The organism is Arthrobacter sp. Hor0625 (genome assembly GCF_052567525.1).
In genome coordinates this window covers 2730198-2750738 of the sequence record NZ_CP199586.1, presented here as the reverse complement: position 1 = coordinate 2750738, position 20541 = coordinate 2730198, and the positions used below count along the sequence as shown (strand labels likewise).

Sequence of the window (20541 nt, the reverse complement as noted above, 5' to 3'; positions counted from 1 at the left end):
AACCATTTTTACAATCTGCCGCGCCGGGGCGTTCTTCCGGAAGCTCACCGGTGATGGCCGGGTCAAAGCTGATATGTCGATGGTACCGGAAGTCGCGGCGGCCCGCGGTATTACGGCCGGGCCGGCACAGCGGGACGCCGAAGGAGCGGGAGGAAGGCCAGCAGCGCTGCCAGCTGGGTGGCCACGATGAAAGTGATGAGCCCGGGAAGGGAAACGGCATAGAGGGCGCCGACGATGGTGGAGCCGGCCAGCCACCCGGTGCCGTAGATGGCCGTGAAGATACCGTATCCGGTGCCGCGTCGCGCTGCCGGCACCAGGTCTGCGACCGCTGCCCGGAGGGTGGATCCGTGGATGCCCAGGGCCGCGCCCCACACCACCGCGCCCGTCCAGACCAGGCCGGGCGAGGTGCTGAAGGAGAGGAACGGGACGGCAGCCGTCAGCGGCAGCGCAATCAGCAGGCCCCGCAGTCCGATCCGGTCATACAGCGCCCCCGAGGTCAGGGCGGCCAGCGCCGCCGCGCCCATGGACGCGGCGTAGGTGACCGGGATCAGCGCGGCGGGAAGCACCCCCTGCACTTCGAGGTGGTAGGAGATCACCCCGAAGGTGGAGAACCCAAACATCGAGACCGCGGTGAACCCGCTGTACCACCAGAACCTGGCCGGCAGCCGGTGCCGCGGCGGGCGGGGCCCGTCCGGGCCGGCAGTGGTTCCGGAGGTGCCGGGGTCGGCGTCGGGGCCGTCGGGGTCGAACCTCTCGGGCACCGGGACGGCGCGGCGGAGCAGCAGCACAGCGACCAGGGCGAGCGCCCCCGGGATGGCCAGCACCGCGAAACCGAGCTGGTATCCGGACACCGCGACCATCAGCCCGACCAGCAGGGGTCCCACCAGCGCTCCGGACCGGTCGAGGGCTTCGTGGGCGGCGAACGCCCTGCCGTGGCCGATGCTCGACCCGGCGTGGGAGAGCATGGTGTCGCGCGCCGGTGTGCGGACCGCCTTGCCGAAGCGTTCTGCGATGATCAGCACCGACGCCTGCCACAGCGCTCCGGCCAGCGAAAGCAGCGGAACGGTCACGATGGTCAGCGTGTAGCCGGCAATGGTCAGGGGCCAGTACTTCCGGGTCCTGTCCGCCAGGGGGCCGCTGGCCAGGCGCAGGACCAGGGCCACGGCTTCGCCGGCGCCGGTGATGAAGCCGACCATGACGGCGGATGCGCCAAGGGTGGCCAGGTAGGGACCCGTGATGGCGCGGGCGCCCTCGTAGACGACGTCGGCGAGCATGCTCACGACGCCGAAGGACAGCACAAACCGCAGCGGGCCGAGCCGGTTCGTCGTGCCCGCCGGGCCCGTCACAGCAGCCCGGCCAGGCCCAGCCCGGCGGCGGCTGCAGCGACGGCGGCAACGGCCGTGCCGACGCCGTTCAGGAGTGCCAGGCCGGTGCGGCGGGACTGGATGAGGCGGACGGTTTCGAAGCTGGCCGTGCTGAAGGTGGTGAAGCCTCCGAGGAACCCGGTGCCGGCGATAGCCTGCAATTCGGCCGGCGCCGCGTGGGCAATGACCAGCCCGGCGACCAGACCCAGCAGGAACGATCCGCTGACGTTGATGGCGATGGTGCCCAGCGGCAGGGCGGTGCGCAGCCGGGACCGGACCAGCCCGTCGACGACGAACCGTGTCCCGGCGCCGAGGCCGCCGGCGAGGCCAAGCAGGAGCAGCGTTGGGAGGGTCATTCGGTGCGCCCCTGCCGGGCAGCACGCCCGGGGCTCCGCCGCCGGGCCTGCCGGTCGTGCTGTCCGGCGGCTGCCCGGATCCCCGCTACGGTCGCCAGTGCCCCGCCGACCACGGTCGCGGCGACGTAGCCCAGCGCGTCGCCGGCCCGGCCGGCGCCGAGCAGGGTGGTGGTCTCCAGCGCCAGGGAGCTGTACGTGGTGAAGGCGCCCATGAACCCGGTCCCGGCGAGCAGCCGGATCACCCGGAGCCTGCCGCCGTCGGGCCCCCGCCGCACGAGGGCCTCCAGCAGGGCGCCGAGCAGGAACGCGCCGGCGAGGTTGACCACGAAGGTTGGCAGCGGCCACCCGCCCGGGGACGGCAGGACAGTACCGAGCCCGTAGCGGGCCAGCGCGCCGGCCACGCCGCCGCACACCACCACGAGCACGAAGCCCGGGTGCAAGTGCAGCGGACGTTGGACGCGCGCCGGGCCCAGGGTGCCGGCGTCGCCGTTCACGGGCAGCACCCGCCCGGGTCCGGCCGCGGGCGATTCCGCCGAGGTATTCGGGGCGGCCGTCTCCGGAGTGCGCCGCTCCATCAGTGCCCTTCTTTCGGACGCGGTTTGGGCTGCGGCGCGAGCGGCACGACCAGGACCGGCCGGTGCTGGCGGTGGGTCAGATGGACGGCCACAGACCCCACCAGCAGTTCCTCGAACCGGGCCCCGAGGCCGCGTTCCCGGGTGCCGACGACGATCACGGAGGCGGCGATCGATTCGGCCAGCCGCCCCAGCGCGCGGGCCGGTTCGCCGGCCAGGGTCACAAAGGACCACTCGACGCCGGAGCCGTCCAGCGCCTCCCGCAGCCGTTCGGCGATCGCGGCGCTGATCCCCTCGACGTCGTCATCGATCCCGTCAGGATCGATGGGCCGGGCGCCGCCGCCGTCGGGTCCGCCGGCCAGGTAGCTGGTGACGTCCACGTAGGCGCAGATGAGCTTCACGCCCAGGCTGTGTGCCAGCTCGGCGGCGCGATGGACGACGGCGAGAGGCTGGCCGGGCACGACCCCCATCAGGACCGGGCCGGTGATCCGGCGCGGAACGAACGCGGCTGGTCCGGTCTCCGCCGCGGGACGCTTCTCGGGCTCGGTCATCGGTGCTCCTGTCGTTCGGATTCAACATCGCCGGGGGACGCTGCGGGGACGCGGGACAGGGCCGGCAGGGCCCCGGCGGACTCGAGGCGCCGGCGGGACGGGGCACACCGTGCGGCATGGGTCACCTACCTTCGTATCCGCAAAGGTAGGAACCATCAGCCGGGAGGCGGTTCGAACGTCCGCTACGGGTGCGGGGCGTTCCGGCGGGATCCATCGCCGTGAACAGATGCTACAGGCCCAGCCGCGGGCGCGCCATCATAAGGCGCGCCCGGCGGCCACCGGGTACGGCTAGCTTTTGCGGATCACCTTGAAGTTGGATGCCTGCGCGACCGGACGGATGACAATTTGGTCCAGGTTGACGTGGTGCGGCGCGGTCACTGCGTAGCGGACGACGTCGGCCACGTCCCCGGCCGTGAGGGGCTTCTCCACTCCGGCGTAGACCTTGTCCGCGGCGCCCTGGTCACCGAGCCGGTTGAGCGAGAACTCCTCGGTCTGCACCATGCCCGGGGCCACCTCGATCACACGCAGGTTGTGTTCGGCTTCCTCCAGCCGAAGGGCACCGGTGAGGGCGTGCTGGGCGAACTTGGCGGCGTTGTAGCCGCCGCCGCCCTCATAGGCGGACAGGCCCGCCGTCGAGGTCAGGTTCAGGACGGTGCCTTCGCCGCAGGCGCGGAGCATCGGCAGGAAGGCGCGGGTGAGCTTCATCGTGCCGAGCACGTTGACGCCGTACATCCACTCCCAGTCTTCGGTTTTGGACTCGGCGACCTTGTCGGCGCCGCGGGCGCCGCCGGCGATGTTGATCAGGGTGTCGATGCCGCCGGCCTGGCTGACTGCTTCGAGCAGCCGTGCGACGTCGGCGTCGTCGGTCACGTCCGCGGGCAGGGCGACGGCCCCGGTCTCGGCGCCGAGCGCCTCGAGCCGCTCGGCGCGCCGGGCGACGGCGAAGACGGTCCAGCCTTCGTTCCTGAGCGCCCGGACGGTGGCCTCGCCGATGCCGGTGCTGGCGCCGGTGACGACGGCTGCCTTGGCCGTAGGTGCAGTTCCTGCTTTATCGATTCCCTCAGTCATGGCACCACCCTAACGGGAATCGCCCGCCGGCTCGGCGCTGCGCCGCTGCAGGAACTCCAGCAGCACCCGGGCGTGGTTGGTCTCCGGATCCCTGGCTCCGAACAGCAGGGTCACCTTCGGGTGGCTAGCGGCGAGCTCGCGCAGGACGCCGACGGCGGGGTTGGCGTCGAGCTCGGCTTCGTAGGCGGCGCGGAAGTCGGCGAACCGTTCCTGCATGTGGGCGAATTCCGTGCGCAGCGGCGGCGAGGGCGCCACGTCCTTGAGCCACAGCTCCAGCTGCGCGCGGTCCTTGCTGACGCCCCGGGGCCAGAGCCGGTCCACCAGCACCCGGCAGCCGTCGTCGTCCGCGGGCTCGTCGTAAATGCGCTTGATTGCGAAACTTCCGCCGCTTTCCGTCACCTGCAGCATGTTACGGCAGCTGCCCCTGCGGGGCACCGGCAAAAAAGATGGAAGAATTGGCCCATGGCTGAACACACGCAGGGTACAGACACGCCCACCACCGCCCCCATCAACGTTCCGGACAAGCCCGCCCTCGAGGGCCTCGAAGCCGCCCTCACCCGGCGCTGGCTTGACGAAGGGACCTACAAGTTCGACCCGGACACCACCCGGGACGAGGTCTACTCGATCGACACTCCCCCGCCCACCGCGTCGGGGTCCCTGCACGTGGGGCACATGTTCTCCTACACCCAGACCGACGTCCTGGCCCGCTACCAGCGGATGACCGGCAAGAACGTCTTCTATCCGATGGGCTGGGACGACAACGGCCTGCCCACCGAGCGCCGGGTCCAGAATTACTACGGCGTGCGCTGCGATCCGGCCATCCCCTACGACGCCGGGTACCGGCCGCCGGCCGAACCGGCAAAGAACCAGCGCGACTTCGACGTCGTTTCGCGCCGGAACTTCATCGAACTTTGCGAGGAGCTCGCGGTCGAGGACGAGAAAGTCTTCGAGAACCTCTTCCAGACCCTCGGCCTGTCGGTGGACTGGGACCTGACCTACCGCACCATTGACGACAAGTCCCGGGCCATCTCGCAGCGGGCGTTCCTGGCCAACCTCGCCGCCGGCGACGCGTACATGGCCGAGGCGCCCACCCTGTGGGATGTCACCTTCCGCACCGCAGTGGCGCAGGCCGAGCTGGAGGACCGCGAGGTCGCCGGCGCGTACTACCGCTACCCGTTCTTCACCGAAGACGGCGAAAAGATCTTCATCGAGACGACCCGGCCGGAGCTGCTGGCAGCCTGCGCCGCGCTCGTGGCCAACCCCGACGACGAGCGCTACCAGCCGCTCTTCGGCAAGAAGGTCACCTCTCCCCTGTTCGGCGTCGAGGTGGAGGTCAAGGCCCACCCGCTCGCCAAAGCGGACAAGGGCTCGGGCATCGCCATGGTCTGCACCTTCGGCGACCTGACCGACGTCACCTGGTGGCGCGAACTGCAGCTGCCGACCCGCCCGATTGTCGGCCGCGACGGCCGCATCGTGGGCGAGACCCCGGGCTGGATTACCTCCGAGGAGGGCCGGACCGCGTTCGCCGCGATTGCCGGCAAGACCGTGTTCAGCGCCAAGGAAGGCGTGGTGGAACAGCTGGCCGCCGCAGGCCTGCTCGACGGCGAACCGAAGAAGATCATGCACCCGGTCAACTTCTTCGAAAAGGGCGACAAGCCCCTCGAGGTCGTCACCTCCCGCCAGTGGTATATCCGCAACGGCGGCCGCGACGAGGACCGCCGCGAACGCCTGATCGGCCGCGGCAAGGAGATCGAGTTCCACCCGTCCTTCATGCGGTCCCGCTACGAGAACTGGATCACCGGCCTGAACGGCGACTGGCTCGTCTCCCGCCAGCGCTTCTTCGGCGTGCCGGTGCCGGTCTGGTACCCGCTGGATGCCGACGGCAACCCGGACTACGACTCCCCCATCCTGCCGGCCGACGAGCAGCTCCCGGTGGACCCTGCGGCGGACGCAGCCCCCGGCTACGAGGAATCCCAGCGCGACACCCCGGGCGGCTTCACCGGCGACGCCGACGTCCTGGACACCTGGGCCACCTCCTCGCTGACCCCGCAGATCGTGGGCGGCTGGAGCACCGACGAGGCGCTCTTCGCCAAGGTCTTCCCGTTCGACGTGCGCCCCCAGGGGCACGACATCATCCGGACCTGGCTGTTCTCCACCGCCGTCCGGGCCGATGCCCTGCAGGACGTCGCACCGTGGAAGCACGCGGCGATCTCCGGCTGGATCCTGGACCCGGACCGCAAGAAGATGTCCAAGTCCAAGGGCAACGTGATCGTCCCGACCGACGTGCTCAACGAATACGGCTCGGACGCTGTCCGCTACTGGGCGGCCTCGGCCAAGCTCGGCGCGGACACCGCCTATGAGATCGCGCAGATGAAGATCGGCCGCCGCCTGGCGATCAAGCTGCTGAACGCCTCCAAGTTCGTGCTGAACCTGGGCGCCACGGAGGACTCGGTGGTCTCCAGTGACCTGTCGGTCCTGACCAACCCCTTGGACCGCGCCGTGCTCGCGCAGCTCGCCGAGGTGGTTCAGCAGGCCACCAAGGCGTTCGAGAACTACGACTACGCTCGCGCCCTGCAGATCACCGAGAGCTTCTTCTGGCACTTCACCGACGACTACGTGGAGCTGATCAAGGACCGGGCCTACGGTGCCGCCGGTGAGGAGCAGCAGGCCTCCGTGCTGGCCGCGCTGGCCACCAGCCTAGATACGCTGCTGCGGCTCTTCGCTCCGTTCCTGCCGTTCGCCACGGAGGAAGTCTGGAGCTGGTGGCGGAACGGCTCGGTGCACCGCGCGCCGTGGCCCGCCGCCGTTGAGGTCGACGGCGACACGACCCTGCTGGCCACCGTGGGTTCGGCCCTGGGCGGCATCCGCAAGGCCAAGTCCGAGGCCAAGGTCAAGCAGCGCACCGAGGTGCTCTCCGCCACGATCAAGGCCCCGGAGGCGTTGACCGCCCAGTTGCAGGCCGGGCTGGGCGACCTCAAAGCCGCGGCCAACGCACGAGAGCTGGCGTTGGTGGCCGCCGACGGCGAGCTGACCGTGAGCGACGTCGTGCTGGCTCAGGCCGAGGAGCCCGCGCAGGCGTAACGCCTGCTTTTGGGCAAAGGGGAAGCCCCATCAGCTTTTTGCGGTTGGTGGGGCTTCGACTTTTCGATTACCACGTGACGTCTTAGGTAATCTGGCGGGATCCTTGGAATTTCAGGTCTTCCTACCTCGTCACTGGTAGCCATCATCTGACTTTGCCGAAGGCTGCGTCGGATGAGTGTCACTGAATCTTTGGTTCCTGCGTCCCGCTTCTTTCGAAGTGGGTAAGTTCTATTGTTCTCCCGCCCTTCCGGATGCACAAGGGCCCCGGTCGAACTACAACAAAGTAGTTCGACCGGGGCCCTTGTGGCCGCCGTGGGGCTACCGCCTAGCTGAACACCGGGCTCTCGGTGCGGCTGCGCTTGAGCTCGAAGAAGGACGGGAACGACGCCAGGGTCACGGTGGCGTCCCACAGCTTGCCGGCCTCCTCGCCGCGCGGGATGCGGGTGATGACCGGTCCGAAGAATGCCGTTCCGTTGAACGCCACGACCGGGGTGCCGACGTCCTGGCCGACCAGGGAGATGCCGGACTCGTGGCTCGCCCGCAGCTCGGCGTCGAACGCGTCGTCGTCGCCGGCGGCAGCGAGTTCCGCCGGCAGGCCCAGCTCGGCCAGCGACTTGGCGATGACCTCGGCGATGTCCTTATTGCCCTCGTTGTGGATCTTGGTGCCCATGGCGTCGTAGAGCGGCTTGATGTATTCGTTGCCGTGCTTCTGGGCGGCGGCCACGATCACGCGGACAGGTGCCCAGGCCTTGACCAGGAACTCCTTGTAGTCGGCCGGCAGTTCGTCGCGGCCCTCATTCAGGACGGCCAGGCTCATCACGTGCCACTCGGTCTCGATGTCCCTGACCTCCTCGACCTCGGTGATCCAGCGGGACGTCACCCAGGCGAAGGGGCACATGGGGTCGAACCAGAAGTCAGCTTTATTCGTCATGGTTTCAGGCACGGAATTCTCCTTCGGAAGTCAACGGGGCCGCACCGCGCGGGGGCGAAAACACCACCACAGCGCACGGGGCGTTACTTACGCATAGCCACGGTCCCGGATGATTTATTCCGGAACCCCGCCTGCTGACGGACGGTCCCGACCAGGCCGGCGTAGTCGGACCCTCGTGATCAGGCGGACTTGCGGCGTTTGACGTCGTGCGCGATCAGCGTGGGCTCGGCCTTGTTGGCCACGACATCCTTGGTGATCACCACGGATGCAACATCGTCCCGGCTGGGCAGGTCGAACATGACCGGGAGCAGCACTTCCTCCATGATGGCCCGCAACCCGCGGGCGCCGGTGCCGCGTTCGAGCGCCTGGTCCGCGATCGTGTCCAGGGCCTCATCCTCGAATACGAGTTCCACGCCGTCGAGCTGGAACATCTTCTGGTACTGCTTGACCAGCGCGTTCTTGGGCGTGGAGAGGATCTGGATCAGTGCCGGGCGGTCCAGGTTGGACACGGTGGTGATGACCGGGAGCCGGCCGATGAATTCGGGAATCAGGCCAAACTTCAGCAGGTCCTCGGGCATGACCTCGCCGTAGGAGTCCGCGTTGTCCTTGACCTCGTTCAACGGGGCGCCGAAGCCGATCCCCTTGCGCCCCGAGCGCGAACCAATGATTTCCTCCAGGCCGGCGAAGGCGCCCGCCACGATGAAGAGCACATTGGTGGTGTCGATCTGGATGAATTCCTGGTGCGGGTGCTTCCGGCCGCCCTGCGGCGGGACCGAGGCCACCGTGCCTTCGAGGATCTTCAGCAGGGCCTGCTGCACGCCTTCGCCCGAAACGTCGCGGGTGATGGACGGGTTCTCGCTCTTGCGCGAAATCTTGTCGATCTCGTCGATGTAGATGATGCCCTGCTCGGCCTTCTTGACGTCGTAGTCGGCGGCCTGGATGAGCTTGAGCAGGATGTTTTCGACGTCTTCGCCCACGTAGCCGGCCTCGGTCAGGGCGGTGGCATCCGCGACGGCGAACGGGACGTTCAGGCGCCGGGCGAGGGTCTGGGCGAGGTAGGTCTTGCCACAGCCGGTGGGGCCGATCAGCAGGATGTTGGACTTGGCGATCTCGACGTCGTCGTGGTGGCCGCCCTCGGCCAGGCTGCCGCTCTTGGGTGCGTGGCCGGCCTGGATCCGCTTGTAGTGGTTGTAGACGGCGACGGCGAGGGACCGCTTGGCGGGCTCCTGGCCGATGACGTATTCCTGGAGGAAATCGAAGATCTCGCGGGGCTTGGGCAGTTCAAAACTGCCCAGGTCGGCTACTTCGGCGAGTTCTTCTTCAATGATCTCGTTGCAGAGTTCAATGCACTCGTCGCAGATGTAGACGCCGGGCCCGGCAATGAGCTTGCGGACCTGCTTCTGGCTCTTTCCGCAGAAAGAACACTTCAGCAGATCGGTGCTCTCGCCAATCCGAGCCATATGTGAACCCCTTTTAGTGTCTTGCTGCCGGCCGGGTCGTGCTCCTGTGCAGCGCTGCATCCGTTACTCGAGTCACGGACGGTCCCCGCGGGACATCCGGCCGTGACATCTTCCACTCTAGGTCACTTTAGGCGTGATCGGTGGAAAGAAGACGCCGGTGCGGCCCCATTTCTCTGGGCCGCACCGGCGTCGTGGTCTTACCGCCGGGTGCTACTTGGTGAGCGCCTGGGGCTTGATCTTGCGCGAGTCGAGGACCTGGTCGATCAGGCCGTAGCTCATCGCTTCGGCCGCGGTGAGGATCTTGTCGCGTTCGATGTCGTTGTTGACCTGTTCGGAGGTCCGGCCGGAGTGCTTCGCCAGGGTGTCCTCGAGCCAGGAGCGCATGCGCATGACCTCGGCGGCCTGGATTTCCAGGTCGGAGGCCTGTCCGCCCTGCCCGCCGGAGAGGGCGGGCTGGTGGATCAGGACGCGGGCGTTCGGCAGCGCCAGGCGCTTGCCGGGGGTGCCGGCGGCCAGCAGCACTGCGGCGGCGCTGGCGGCCTGGCCCAGGCAGACCGTCTGGATTTCCGGGCGGATGTACTGCATGGTGTCGTAGATCGCCGTCATGGCGGTGAAGGATCCGCCCGGGGAGTTGATGTAGAGCGTGATGTCGCGGTCCGGGTCGGTGGACTCGAGCACCAGCAGCTGCGCCATGATGTCGTCCGCGGAAGCGTCGTCGACCTGGACGCCCAGGAAGATGATGCGGTCCTCGAACAGTTTGGTGTAGGGGTCCTGGCGCTTGAAGCCGTAGGGAGTGCGCTCTTCAAACTGCGGCAGCACGTAGCGGCTGCTCGGCAGGTTCCCGGCAGTCGATCCGAAGTTGTAGTTCATAGTCATTGCTCCTGGAGTCGGTTCTGGCTGCGTGCCGGTTAGTTTTCGGTGCCGGACTCGGCGTTGGTCCCGCCGCCGCCTGCCACGGATCCGGCGTGGGCCGCGATCTTGTCGAAGAAGCCGTATTCGAGGGCTTCGGTGGCCGTGAACCACTTGTCACGGTCGTTGTCCTTGAGGATGGTCTCGACCGTCTGGCCGGTCTGCTCCGCCGTCAGTTCAGCCATGACCTTCTTCATGTGCAGGATCAGCTCGGCCTGGATCTTGATGTCCGAGGCGGTGCCGCCGATGCCGCCGGAGGGCTGGTGCATCAGGATGCGGGCGTTCGGGGTGGCGTAGCGCTTGCCCTTGGTGCCCGAGGAGAGCAGGAACTGGCCCATCGAGGCGGCCAGGCCGGTGGCGACCGTGACGACGTCGTTCGGGATGAACTGCATGGTGTCGTAGATCGCCATGCCGGCGGTCACGGAGCCGCCGGGCGAGTTGATGTAGAGGTAGATGTCCTTCTCGGGGTTTTCGGCCGAGAGGAGCAGCAGCTGGGAGCAGATCGCGTTGGCGTTCTCGTCGCGGACCTCGGAGCCGAGCCAGATGATGCGCTCTTTCAGCAGGCGGTTGTAAATGTAGTTATCCTGGGCTGCCGGATCGACGGTAGCCATCCGGGGTGCCCCTGCTTGCTGTGACATGTGTACTTACCTCTCGCTGGCGACGGTGGCGCCACTGGACGGCGCCACTGAACTTTCCTACATGGACACTAACGGTTTTCCGCCCCGCTTTGTGCGCAGGCGCAGGGCTGTTCGCTGACGGCGCACGATTGGCCGGAGGGGTTCGTTGCAGGCTTAAAAAGCCGCACCCCCGGATCGGTGATCCGGGGGTGCGGGCGGGTACTGCGGGTGCCGGTCGGGCTAGAACTTCACAGCCGCCGGGTCATCGTTCTTGGCTTCTTCGGCAGCCGGAGCCTCCTCAGAGGTTTCCTCGGCCGCGTCGGCTTCGAAGGAGGCCTCTTCGCCGCCGGGGCGGACGAAGTCGCTCAGGTCGATGGTCTTGCCCTCGGAATCGGTGACCTCGGCCTGGCCCAGGACCACGGCGAGTGCCTTGCGGCGGCGGACCTCGGAGACCATCATCGGGACCTGGCCGCTCTGATCGATGATCTGGGCGAACTGGTTCGGGTCCATGCCGTACTGGCTGGCGGTGGTGACGATGTAGTCGATCAGCTCGTTCTGAGTGACGTTGACTTCCTCCTTTTCCGCGATGGCGTCAAGGATGATCTCGTTCTGGAAGGCGCGCTCGGTGTTGGCCTTGACCTCGGCGCGGTGCTCCTCGGTGTCGTGCTCGCCTTCACCGTGGGAGTTCTCGGCGCTGAAGTGCTGCTCGAGCTGCTCTTCGACGACGGAGGCCGGGACCGGAACCTCGACCATTTCTACGAGCTTGTCCAGGACCTTGTCGCGGGCCTCGACACCCTGCTCGACCGTCTTGGAGTCGGCGGCCTGCTTGGCGAGGTCCTCGCGGAGCTCGGCCAGGGTGTCGAACTCGGACGCCAGCTGGGCGAAGTCGTCGTTGGCCTCGGGCAGCTCGCGCTCCTTGACAGCCTTGACGACAACCTTGACCTGAGCGGCTTCGCCGGCGTGGTCACCGCCCACGAGGGTGGTGTCGAAGATGGCGTCCTCGTCGGCGCTGAGGCCGGTGACGGCCTCGTCCAGGCCTTCAAGCATGGTGCCCGCGCCGACCTGGTAGGACAGGCCGGAGGCGGAGTCGACTTCGGCGCCGTCGATCGAGGCGGTGATGTCGATGGTGAGGAAGTCACCGTCAGCGGCGGGGCGGTCGACGGACTTCAGCGTGCCGAAGCGGCCGCGCAGTTCGTCGAGGGCCTTGTCCACATCGGCGTCCGAGGACTCGGCGGCGGCGACCTCGACCTTGATGCCGGCGTAGTCCGGCAGTTCGATCTCGGGGCGGACGTCAACCTCGGCGTGGAACTTCAGCTCGCCGTCGGTGGCGGACGGGTCCGGCACCTCGGTGATCTCGACCTCGGGGCGGCTCAGCGGCCGGATGCCGGTTTCCTGCACGGCGGCCTGGTACCAGCCGTTGAGGCCTTCGTTGATCGCGGTCTCCAGGACGTACCCGCGGCCGACCCGCTGGTCGATGAGCTTGGCAGGGACCTTGCCCTTGCGGAAGCCGGGAACCTGGATCTGCGAAGCAACAGTCTTGTATGCCTCTTCGATGCTGGGCTTCAATTCCTCAAAGGGGACCTCAACATTGAGCTTGACCCGCGTGGGGGTGAGGTTCTCGACAGCGCTCTTCACAGTCTAAGTACTCCTGGTTTTGGGGGTATGGGGGTCTGCAACGCCACTATCGACGGCATTGCTGCAGAGTCGGGGTGACAGGATTTGAACCTGCGACTTCCTGCTCCCAAAGCAGGCGCTCTAGCCAAGCTGAGCTACACCCCGTAAGTGCACAGAACAGTCTACGGTCATACTGTGGCGATTTGCACATTTGACACTGGGGGCCTGCATTGGGTTTAGTTGTATCCGGCTTCAACAGCCGCCCGGAAATTTCGCTGAAGTTCCAGCGGATTCCCGGGGACGTAGCTTAATGGTAAAGCCTCAGTCTTCCAAACTGATTACGCGGGTTCGATTCCCGTCGTCCCCTCTCGAATATGACGAAGAAGGCCCCTCTCCGGAGGGGCCTTCTTCGTACCCGGGCATTTCAGGCCCGCTGGCAGACGGGGCACCAGTAGAGCTTCCGGGCGGCGTGCTCGGCCAGCGCCACCGTTCCGCCGCAGTCGCGGCACTCCAGGCCGTGCCGGCGGTAGACGAAGTGCGCGTCCACGGGCTCCGGCAGGAGGCCTGCGGCGCGGGTCCCCGGGCCGCCCGCGCCTGCGCCGCCGGCCGCACCGGCGCGGGCCGACGTCCAGTAGCGCGGCGCGGTGGTCACGATCCGGCCGTCGCGCACGCCGTCGGACATCACGGCAACCGTGTCGTCCCAGAGCCGGCCGGCGGCCTCCGCGTCCAGGGCGGTACCCGGCAGCAGGGGATCCAGCCGCTGCCGGAACAGCAGTTCGGCCCGGTAGACGTTGCCGACGCCGGCAATCACCTTCTGGTCCATCAGCAGCGTCGCCAGCGGGCTGCGCTTTGCGGCCAGCACGGCAATAAAGGCGCCCCGGTCCCCCGGAAGATTCCGCAGCGGATCCGGTCCCAGCCGGGCAGTGACCGCTTCGGCCTCCGCTGCGGTCAGGGTCTCGCAGGTGGTTGCCCCGCGCAGGTCCGCCCAGCCGTGTGCACTGGCCAGCCGCACCCGCACGGCGCCCACGGGGGCGGGCGGGCCGGCATACACGGGATCCGGGCCGGCCCCGCCGGAGACCTCCCGCTCCCCTACCCGGCGCGGCGCACCGATGCTGGAAGCGCCGCGGAAGTGCGCGTCGCCGCCGAAGTCCCAGGCCCCGTACAGCCCCAGGTGGACGTGGAGGACCAGGCCGTGCTCGAACGTGAGGAAGAGGTGTTTTCCGTGGGCGGCGGAGGCGGTCAGGACGTGTCCGTCCAGCAGCGCCGCGCCCTGGGCAAAACGGCCCTGCGGGCTGCTCACTGCGAGCCGTTCGGCCACAAATACGTCGGCGAACTGGCGCGCCAGCCGGTGGATTGAATGCCCCTCCGGCACTACTCGACGACCTCGCCGGTGGCCTCGTAGGTGGCGATCTTGCCGATCCGGCGCACGTGGCGCTCGTCGTTGCTGAAGGGCTCGGTGAGGAAGGCCTCGATAATGGCGGTGGCCTCCTCGACGCTGTGCTGCCGGCCGCCGACGGCGACGACGTTGGCGTCATTGTGCTCCCGGGCCAGCTTGGCGGTGGAGAGGTTCCAGGCCAGCGCGGCGCGGATGCCCTTGACCTTGTTGGCCGCGATCTGCTCGCCGTTGCCGGACCCGCCCAGCACGATCCCCAGCGCCGCGGTACCGGCCTCCTGGTCGGCGATCACGGCGCGGGCGGCGTTGATGCAGAACGACGGGTAGTCATCCTGGGCGTCGTAGGCCTTCGGCCCGTGATCGATGACTTCGTAGCCCTTGGCCCGGAGGTGGCCCACCAGGTGGGCGCTAAGCTCCATGCCGGCGTGGTCGGTGGCGATGTGGACGCGCGGGAATTGCGGTGCAGTGGTCACGGCAGATCCGTTCTGTGGGGCGCCGGCGGGCTCGCCGGCGCGGCTGATCAGGCTCCTGACAAGCCTACTAGGGCCGGACCGGCGGCGCCCCGCCGTCGCGGCGCGCCCGGGCCGCGACCCGGGTAAGCACCTGCGCCACGTTGTCCGCCGTCGCCGGGCTGCCGCCGCTGATGGCGAGCCGGTGCCCGTCGGAACGGGCGACGACAACGGCGGGGCCGCTGCTGACCAGCATCGCCGTCGTGCCGCCGTGGCGCCGGTAGCCCCAGCCGCCGTAGTCCGCGGCCTTGACCAGCTCCGGGACGGCCGTCTCGATGGCGGCAGCTGGGACGTCCATGACCGGCACGATGCCGGCCGCGAATACCCGCAACCCGGTGCGGTCCACCCTGACCCGGGCGAAGAGGAACACCGCGGCGAGCACTGCCACGGCCGCCAGCAGCACGGCCAGCCAGGGGACAGCGATCGTGAGCAGCGCCGCCGGGAACAGCGTGGCAATGCCCAGCATGACGAACACGGAACTGCGGGCGTGGACCCACAGGCTGATGGAGTCGCGGGCCAGCTCGGGGTCCAGCTCCCGTTCCAGCGCCTCCCTGACGGCCCGCTCATCGTCGGCGGACCACCGCTCGTCCGCCTTGAAGACAAAGCCCATCACCACGCCCAGGCCGAGGGCGGCGCCGCTGCCCATGGCCAGCACCGCCACGTCGACCCGGGAGCCCCGGGCGTCGGGCAGGCCCAGCTGACCGACGAGCATGGCCGCCAGCACAGTGGTGACAAAGAGGCTCACCGCCAGCCCCGCCCCCATCATGAAGCGGCGCATCAGCGCCGGGCGGGACAACGGGACCGCCTGCAGCAGCAGCGCCCAGCCGACGACCGCGATCAGGGCCGCCCCGATCCCCACGACAGCCCCGAAGGGCGCGAAGTCGGCGGCCCCGGCACCGGTCCAGCGGACCGCCAGCGGTTCGGGCAGGTCCGGCCGGATCAGCAGGGCGCAGCCGACGAAGGCGGCTGCCAGCACCACCGGGAACCCGACGGCGAAGCGCAGGGCCCGGACGTCGGCGGAGTCACGGATCTTTCCCATGGCTCCAACGCTACCCCTGCCGCGGCCGCCGGGAAGGACACGCTGTGACGGAGGCAACTTGCCAAGCCGACGAAGCGTGAAAGAATAATTTCACAGTATCGTTTCCACCGTCCCCACCACTTCTGGAGGCACCTCTTGCCCGGTATGAACCTCACGCGCGCCGAAGCCCGCGAGCGCGCCGCACTGATCGCCGTCGACTCCTATGACATCAGCCTCGACCTGACCCGGGGCGAGAAGGTGTTCGGCTCCACCACCGCCGTGAAGTTCACGGCAACGCCGGGGTCCTCGACCTTCATCGACGCCGTGACCGACACGGTGCACAGCGTGACGCTCAACGGCCGCGAACTCGATCCCGCCGTCGTCTCCGACGGCATCCGCATCCAGCTGCCGGACCTTGCCGCCGAGAACGAGCTGGTGGTGGTCGCGGATGCGCCGTATATGAACACCGGCGAGGGGCTGCACCGCTTCGTGGATCCGGTGGACAACGAGGTTTACCTCTACACCCAGTTCGAGGTCCCGGATTCGCGGCGGATGTTCGCCGTGTTCGAGCAGCCCGACCTCAAGGCCAGCTTCACGTTCACCGTCACCGCCCCCTCGCACTGGGATGTCGTGTCCAATTCCCCCACGCCCGTCCCGGCCGAAACCACCCCGGGCGAGGACGGAGGCGCCCGGTCGGTCTGGACGTTCGCGCCGACCCCGCGGCTGTCCTCCTACGTCACCGCCTTGATCGCCGGACCGTACCAGTCGGTCCGCAGTGAAGTGGTCTCCGCCGACGGGAAGGTCACCCCGCTGGGTGTCTTCGCCCGGAAGTCGCTGATGCAGTACCTCGACGCGGACAACATCTTCGAACTCACCCGCCAGGGCTTCGAGTTCTTCGAAGCCCAGTTCGGCTGCCCGTACCCGTTCGAGAAGTACGACCAGCTGTTCGTGCCCGAGTTCAATGCCGGGGCGATGGAAAACGCCGGCGCGGTCACCATCCTTGAGGGCTATGTTTTCCGCAGCAAGGTCACGGACGCGCAGGTCGAACGCCGCGCCATTACCGTGCTGCACGAACTGGCGCACATGTGGTTCGGCGACCTCGTCACCATGCGCTGGTGGAACGACCTGTGGCTCAACGAGTCCTTCGCCGAGTACATGTCCCACCTCGCGGCCGTCGAGAACACCAAATTCGACCACGCCTGGACCACCTTCGCCTCGGTGGAGAAGTCCTGGGCCTACCGCCAGGACCAGCTGCCCACCACGCACCCGATCTTCGCCGAGATCAACGACCTGCAGGACGTCGAGGTGAACTTCGACGGCATCACCTACGCCAAGGGCGCCTCGGTACTGCGCCAGCTGGTGGCCTGGGTGGGGCCGGAGGAGTTCATGGCCGGCGTGCGGGAGTACTTCCGCAAGCACTCCTGGCAGAACACCGAGCTGGCTGACCTGATGGTCGAGCTGGAGAAGGCCAGCGGCCGCGACCTGGACCACTGGGGCCGGCTCTGGCTGGAGACCGCCGGGGTGAACACGCTGAAGCCGGAACTCTCGGTGGGCGAGGACGGCACAATTACCTCCTTCGCGATCCTGCAGTCCGCCACCGAGGCGCAGCCGACCATCCGGCCGCACCGGCTCGCGGTGGGCTTCTACAACCTCGACGGCGCGGGAAAGCTCGAGCGGGTGCACCGCGAGGAGCTCGACGTCGACGGGGAGCGCACCGACGTTCCGGCCCTGGCCGGCATGGCGCGGCCGGACCTGGTCCTGCTCAACGACGACGACCTGGCCTACGCCAAGGTCCGGCTGGACCCGCAGTCCCTGGCCACCGCCACGGCGCACCTGAAGGACTTCGGCCAGAGCCTGCCTCGCACCCTTGTCTGGGGCTCGGCCTGGGATGCCGCGCGCGACGGCGAAACCCCGGCGCGCGGCTACGTGGAGCTGATCCTGGCCAACATCGCGGAGGAAACCGACTCCTCGGTGATCCTGGTCCAGCTCCGCCAGCTCGCCACCACGCTGAACTTCTATGTGGCCGCGGAGCACAAGGAGGCCACCGCGACCGCCGCGGCCGACCGGCTGTGGGAGCTGGCCTCCCGCGTCCCGGCCGGCTCCGACGCGCAGCTGCAGTTCGTGAAGTCCTACGCCCTGCTGGCCCGCAGCGCCGGGCAGCTGGACACGGTTGCCGGGCTGCTGGACGGCTCGGTCGAGCTGGCCGGGCTCGCCGTCGACCAGGACCTGCGCTGGGAGCTGATCACGTCCCTCGTCGCCGGCGGCCGCGTCGGCCAGGAGGCGATCGACGCCGAACTGGAGCACGACAACACCGCCACCGGCCAGAACGCCGCCGCCCTGGCGAAGGCAGCCATCCCCACGGCCGAGGCGAAAGCCGCGGCGTGGGAGTCGATCGTGGTCAAGGGCGAACTGTCCAACGCCCTGCAGGGCTCGGCGGTCGCCGGGTTCACGCGGGTACTGGACACTTCCCTGCTGGAGCCGTTCGCCGAGAAGTACTTCGAGGCCGTCCCGGGCATCGTCCGGGACCGCACCCACGCGCTGGCCCAGCAGATCGTCGTCGGGCTCTACCCGGCCCAGCTGACCACCCAGGCCACGGTGGACCGCACCGACCAGTTCCTGGCCACCCTGCCGGAGGAGAGTGCCGCGCTGCGCCGGATGATGCTGGAGAACCGCGACGGCGTCGTCCGGGCGCTGCGCGCCCGCGCAGCCGACGTCTAAGCCGCATCTGACGGCGGCGCTCACCGGCGCCGCCTGACCGCAGGACCCCGGCACCGCCTGACGGTGCCGGGGTCCTGCTGTTTTTGGCGCGGCTAGACTGGCGCCATGGGCCTTGACGAACACCGCTATTCCCTGCTGGTGCGCTGGACCGGCAACACCGGCAGCGGCACCTCCTCCTACCGGGGCTACTCCCGGGACCACGACATCGAGATCCCCGGCCTTCCGGTCCTGAAGGGCTCCGCGGACCCCACCTTCCACGGCGACCGGCAGCGGTACAACCCGGAGCAGCTGCTCCTCGCCGCGCTCTCGCAGTGCCACATGCTGTCCTTCCTGCATGTTGCCGTGAAGCACGGCGTGGTGGTCACCGGGTACGAGGACCACGCCGAGGGCCTGATGCGAACCAACCGGGACGGCAGCGGCCAGTTTGAGTCCGTCACGCTCAGGCCAAAGGTCACCACTGCGTCCGCCGTGGCCGCGGACCTGATGGAGGAACTGCACCGCGGGGCGAACGCCGTCTGCTTCATTGCCCGGAGCGTGAACTTCCCGGTACGGCATGAGGCGTCGGCGGCGGTGGATCCGGGCCCGGCCGCTTAGCCGGACGCAGCTCCGGCCCGGAACTCCCGCAGCAACCGGCGCTCGGTGTCCGGGCTGAGGCCGGCCTTGCGTTCCCGGTCCAGCCCGCGGCGCCGTTCGTCGGCCAGGCTGTCTGCCAGCGTCCGGGTCCAGGGCCGCAACTGCAGCCCGGCGGCGCGGGCGGCGGCGTTGCTGCGGGTCGCGAATCCCTCGTAGCCCGGCGGAAGCCACAGCGGCAGCGAGTCCGGACCGGCGTAGTAGTTCACGCCGCGGGCGGCCAGCCAGTCAGAAGGAACGGTAACCACCTCGGCCGCTCCGCTGGCTGTTTTCCCTGCGGCGGCCCCGGCTGCTTCCCCCGCCAGCCGCTGCGACTCTTCAAGGTACGCGGCGAACGGCACCGGTTCGCCGACGGCGTTCAGCGGCCCCGTCACGCCCTCTTCCGCCGCCGTCAGCAGCCAGGCGGCCAGGTCCCGGACGTCAATGATCTGGGTCCAAGCAGCCGGAGTGTCCGGCACGAGGACCGGCCCGGGCTCCCGGGCGAAGCGGGCCGGCCAGTAGCCGTAGCGGTCCGATTCGTCGCCGGGCCCGCCGATCAGCCCTGGCCGGCACAGGTGCGCCTTCTCCCCGGCCAGTTCCATGGTCAGGCGTTCAATCGCGGACTTCGCCGCGCCGTAGTTCTCCATCGACGCCGGCGTCCCCGCGGGCAACGGAGGCAGGACGGCGTCGTCCTCCGCCGTGCCGGGGATCGAAGGGTCCGCATAGACCGAACAGCTAGAGACGAAGGTCCAGTGGCGGGCCCGGCCGGCGAGCGCTTCGAGCGCATCCTGCGCCTCGCCGGGGTCCCTGGTGACGTCGACGACGGCGTCCCACTCCCCCGCGTAGACGGCCCCGGCGTAGGCGGCCGGCCCCTGTGAACGGTCCGCCTGCAGCCAGGTGGCACCGTCCGGCGGCCCCGACCGGGTTCCACGGGCCAGGCACATGACCTCATGTCCGGCGGCGACGGCCTGCCGGGCGATTTCGGCTGACAGGAAAGCGGTGCCGCCAAGGACCAGGATGCGCATGGGGCAACGCTACGGCGCTAATCTGGAAAGTGAACAGAGTCTTATGCGCCCGGCGAACGCGGGCGCACCGAAGGAGCAACCCGCGCAGATGTACAGCCTGACCACCGCCGAGCCCATCACGCCTCCGGACATATCCGCCGTCAACCTGCCCGGTGTGCTGATCAGCATCGGCGTAGGGGTGGCCGTCTGGCTGGTGGCGTCCTTCGTGATCGCCGGCATCACCAAACGGGTGGCCGCCGGCACCACGTTCTTCAAGAAGCCGCACTTCCGCTGGGTGGCCCCGGCGCTGCGGGCACTGGACCACCAGCGGCGCGAACAGCGCGCCAACACCATCGGCTCGCTGCTCAGCAGCGTCGTCAGCGTGCTCGTCGTCGTCATCACGGTGATGTACGTCCTGCAAAACCTGAACGTCAACATCGCCCCGCTGCTGACCAGCGTCGGCATCCTGGGCGTGGCAATCGGCTTTGGCGCCCAGCAACTGATCCGCGACTTCCTGGCCGGGATCTTCATCACCATTGAAGACCAGTACGGCATCGGCGACGTCATCGAAACCTCGGAAGTGGTCGGGACGGTGGAGTCCATGGGCTTGCGCATCACCCGGGTCCGCTCCGAGGATGGCACCGTCTGGTACCTGCGCAACGGCGAGATCCTGCGGGTCGGCAACCGCTCCCAGGGCACGTACCTCCCACCCACGGTCCAGGCGGACGACGCCGGAACCGCACCCCAGCAACAGGCCGGAGAATGAC

Annotated in this window: 19 protein-coding genes, 2 tRNA genes and 1 riboswitch; of the genes, 5 read left to right on the top strand and 16 right to left on the bottom strand. The window is 68.6% G+C overall.

Annotated features, from left to right (window positions below; all coding sequences use genetic code 11):
• Positions 1–110: 110 nt before the first annotated feature.
• The 6 genes from ACTWLI_RS12695 to ACTWLI_RS12670 all read right to left on the bottom strand — a co-directional run bounded on the left by ACTWLI_RS12695 (position 111) and on the right by ACTWLI_RS12670 (position 4319).
• Entirely contained in the window at positions 111–1346 is a 1236-nt protein-coding gene (locus ACTWLI_RS12695) for an MFS transporter (protein WP_445154172.1), read from the bottom strand.
• Entirely contained in the window at positions 1343–1720 is a 378-nt protein-coding gene (gene crcB / locus ACTWLI_RS12690) for a fluoride efflux transporter CrcB (RefSeq protein ID WP_445154171.1), read from the bottom strand. Before crcB ends, ACTWLI_RS12695 begins: the two co-directional genes overlap by 4 nt.
• Positions 1717–2295 (bottom strand): fluoride efflux transporter FluC, encoded by a 579-nt coding sequence (locus ACTWLI_RS12685; protein WP_445154170.1) that lies wholly within the window; start codon positions 2293–2295, stop codon positions 1717–1719. The genes crcB and ACTWLI_RS12685 overlap by 4 nt, the downstream gene beginning before the upstream one ends.
• Entirely contained in the window at positions 2295–2843 is a 549-nt protein-coding gene (locus tag ACTWLI_RS12680) for a universal stress protein (RefSeq protein WP_445154169.1), read from the bottom strand. Before ACTWLI_RS12680 ends, ACTWLI_RS12685 begins: the two co-directional genes overlap by 1 nt.
• Positions 2844–2982: 139 nt before the next feature.
• Positions 2983–3070, bottom strand: a riboswitch (Fluoride riboswitch).
• 61 nt (positions 3071–3131) lie between these two features.
• Positions 3132–3911, bottom strand: a complete 780-nt coding sequence (locus ACTWLI_RS12675; RefSeq protein WP_445154168.1) for an SDR family oxidoreductase — start codon at positions 3909–3911, stop codon at positions 3132–3134.
• A gap of 9 nt (positions 3912–3920) precedes the next feature.
• The gene (locus ACTWLI_RS12670) at positions 3921–4319 is read right to left on the bottom strand and encodes a DUF488 domain-containing protein (protein ID WP_445154167.1); all 399 of its coding nucleotides are present in this window, start codon (positions 4317–4319) and stop codon (positions 3921–3923) included.
• 54 nt (positions 4320–4373) lie between these two features.
• Between ACTWLI_RS12670 and valS the strand changes: the two genes are divergently transcribed.
• On the top strand, positions 4374–6992 hold the full coding sequence (valS, locus tag ACTWLI_RS12665; protein ID WP_445154166.1) for a valine--tRNA ligase: 2619 nt from the start codon (positions 4374–4376) through the stop codon (positions 6990–6992).
• Between the two features lie 325 nt (positions 6993–7317).
• Here the strand turns inward: valS and ACTWLI_RS12660 are convergent, their stop codons facing one another.
• From ACTWLI_RS12660 to ACTWLI_RS12635, 6 genes are all read right to left on the bottom strand, one after another.
• Positions 7318–7923 (bottom strand): mycothiol-dependent nitroreductase Rv2466c family protein, encoded by a 606-nt coding sequence (locus tag ACTWLI_RS12660; RefSeq protein WP_445156180.1) that lies wholly within the window; start codon positions 7921–7923, stop codon positions 7318–7320.
• A 179-nt stretch (positions 7924–8102) separates the two neighbouring features.
• The gene (gene clpX, locus ACTWLI_RS12655) at positions 8103–9383 is read right to left on the bottom strand and encodes an ATP-dependent Clp protease ATP-binding subunit ClpX (protein WP_445154165.1); all 1281 of its coding nucleotides are present in this window, start codon (positions 9381–9383) and stop codon (positions 8103–8105) included.
• Between the two features lie 210 nt (positions 9384–9593).
• Entirely contained in the window at positions 9594–10253 is a 660-nt protein-coding gene (locus ACTWLI_RS12650) for an ATP-dependent Clp protease proteolytic subunit (RefSeq protein ID WP_056738346.1), read from the bottom strand.
• A gap of 38 nt (positions 10254–10291) precedes the next feature.
• Positions 10292–10903 (bottom strand): ATP-dependent Clp protease proteolytic subunit, encoded by a 612-nt coding sequence (locus ACTWLI_RS12645; protein ID WP_056738345.1) that lies wholly within the window; start codon positions 10901–10903, stop codon positions 10292–10294.
• A gap of 246 nt (positions 10904–11149) precedes the next feature.
• Positions 11150–12544 (bottom strand): trigger factor, encoded by a 1395-nt coding sequence (gene tig / locus ACTWLI_RS12640; RefSeq protein WP_445154164.1) that lies wholly within the window; start codon positions 12542–12544, stop codon positions 11150–11152.
• Between the two features lie 69 nt (positions 12545–12613).
• Positions 12614–12688: transfer RNA gene (locus ACTWLI_RS12635), tRNA-Pro, on the bottom strand.
• A gap of 131 nt (positions 12689–12819) precedes the next feature.
• Here ACTWLI_RS12635 and ACTWLI_RS12630 point away from each other — a divergent pair.
• Positions 12820–12890 (top strand) — tRNA-Gly (locus ACTWLI_RS12630).
• A gap of 57 nt (positions 12891–12947) precedes the next feature.
• On the opposite strand, the gene ACTWLI_RS12625 is transcribed toward ACTWLI_RS12630, so the two are convergent.
• From ACTWLI_RS12625 to ACTWLI_RS12615, 3 genes are all read right to left on the bottom strand, one after another.
• Positions 12948–13895, bottom strand: a complete 948-nt coding sequence (locus ACTWLI_RS12625) for an Fpg/Nei family DNA glycosylase (protein ID WP_445154163.1) — start codon at positions 13893–13895, stop codon at positions 12948–12950.
• Entirely contained in the window at positions 13895–14389 is a 495-nt protein-coding gene (locus ACTWLI_RS12620; RefSeq protein ID WP_445154162.1) for a ribose-5-phosphate isomerase, read from the bottom strand. Before ACTWLI_RS12620 ends, ACTWLI_RS12625 begins: the two co-directional genes overlap by 1 nt.
• Positions 14390–14456: 67 nt before the next feature.
• On the bottom strand, positions 14457–15464 hold the full coding sequence (locus tag ACTWLI_RS12615; protein ID WP_445154161.1) for a hypothetical protein: 1008 nt from the start codon (positions 15462–15464) through the stop codon (positions 14457–14459).
• 144 nt (positions 15465–15608) lie between these two features.
• On the opposite strand from ACTWLI_RS12615, the gene pepN reads away from it, so the two are divergent.
• Both pepN and ACTWLI_RS12605 read left to right on the top strand, forming a co-directional pair.
• Entirely contained in the window at positions 15609–18161 is a 2553-nt protein-coding gene (gene pepN, locus ACTWLI_RS12610; protein WP_445154160.1) for an aminopeptidase N, read from the top strand.
• Positions 18162–18266: 105 nt separating this feature from the next.
• Positions 18267–18755 (top strand): OsmC family protein, encoded by a 489-nt coding sequence (locus ACTWLI_RS12605; RefSeq protein WP_445154159.1) that lies wholly within the window; start codon positions 18267–18269, stop codon positions 18753–18755.
• On the opposite strand, the gene ACTWLI_RS12600 is transcribed toward ACTWLI_RS12605, so the two are convergent.
• The gene (locus tag ACTWLI_RS12600) at positions 18752–19795 is read right to left on the bottom strand and encodes an NAD-dependent epimerase/dehydratase family protein (RefSeq protein WP_445154158.1); all 1044 of its coding nucleotides are present in this window, start codon (positions 19793–19795) and stop codon (positions 18752–18754) included. The genes ACTWLI_RS12605 and ACTWLI_RS12600 overlap by 4 nt on opposite strands.
• 88 nt (positions 19796–19883) lie before the next feature.
• Between ACTWLI_RS12600 and ACTWLI_RS12595 the strand changes: the two genes are divergently transcribed.
• A complete protein-coding gene (locus tag ACTWLI_RS12595) occupies positions 19884–20540 on the top strand; it encodes a mechanosensitive ion channel family protein (RefSeq protein WP_445154157.1) in 657 nt (218 codons plus the stop codon).
• Position 20541 lies beyond the last annotated feature (1 nt).

Excerpts from the sequence above, each read along its gene's own strand:
- crcB (WP_445154171.1), bottom strand. The coding sequence starts at position 1,720 with ATGACCCTCCCAACGCTGCTCCTGCTTGGCCTCGCCGGCGGCCTCGGC.
- ACTWLI_RS12685 (WP_445154170.1), bottom strand. The coding sequence starts at position 2,295 with ATGGAGCGGCGCACTCCGGAGACGGCCGCCCCGAATACCTCGGCGGAA.
- ACTWLI_RS12680 (WP_445154169.1), bottom strand. The coding sequence starts at position 2,843 with ATGACCGAGCCCGAGAAGCGTCCCGCGGCGGAGACCGGACCAGCCGCG.
- ACTWLI_RS12675 (WP_445154168.1), bottom strand. The coding sequence starts at position 3,911 with ATGACTGAGGGAATCGATAAAGCAGGAACTGCACCTACGGCCAAGGCA.
- ACTWLI_RS12670 (WP_445154167.1), bottom strand. The coding sequence starts at position 4,319 with ATGCTGCAGGTGACGGAAAGCGGCGGAAGTTTCGCAATCAAGCGCATT.
- valS (WP_445154166.1), top strand. The coding sequence starts at position 4,374 with ATGGCTGAACACACGCAGGGTACAGACACGCCCACCACCGCCCCCATC.
- ACTWLI_RS12660 (WP_445156180.1), bottom strand. The coding sequence starts at position 7,923 with ATGACGAATAAAGCTGACTTCTGGTTCGACCCCATGTGCCCCTTCGCC.
- clpX (WP_445154165.1), bottom strand. The coding sequence starts at position 9,383 with ATGGCTCGGATTGGCGAGAGCACCGATCTGCTGAAGTGTTCTTTCTGC.
- ACTWLI_RS12650 (WP_056738346.1), bottom strand. The coding sequence starts at position 10,253 with ATGAACTACAACTTCGGATCGACTGCCGGGAACCTGCCGAGCAGCCGC.
- ACTWLI_RS12645 (WP_056738345.1), bottom strand. The coding sequence starts at position 10,903 with ATGGCTACCGTCGATCCGGCAGCCCAGGATAACTACATTTACAACCGC.
- ACTWLI_RS12615 (WP_445154161.1), bottom strand. The coding sequence starts at position 15,464 with ATGGGAAAGATCCGTGACTCCGCCGACGTCCGGGCCCTGCGCTTCGCC.
- pepN (WP_445154160.1), top strand. The coding sequence starts at position 15,609 with ATGAACCTCACGCGCGCCGAAGCCCGCGAGCGCGCCGCACTGATCGCC.
- ACTWLI_RS12605 (WP_445154159.1), top strand. The coding sequence starts at position 18,267 with ATGGGCCTTGACGAACACCGCTATTCCCTGCTGGTGCGCTGGACCGGC.
- ACTWLI_RS12600 (WP_445154158.1), bottom strand. The coding sequence starts at position 19,795 with ATGCGCATCCTGGTCCTTGGCGGCACCGCTTTCCTGTCAGCCGAAATC.
- ACTWLI_RS12595 (WP_445154157.1), top strand. The coding sequence starts at position 19,884 with ATGTACAGCCTGACCACCGCCGAGCCCATCACGCCTCCGGACATATCC.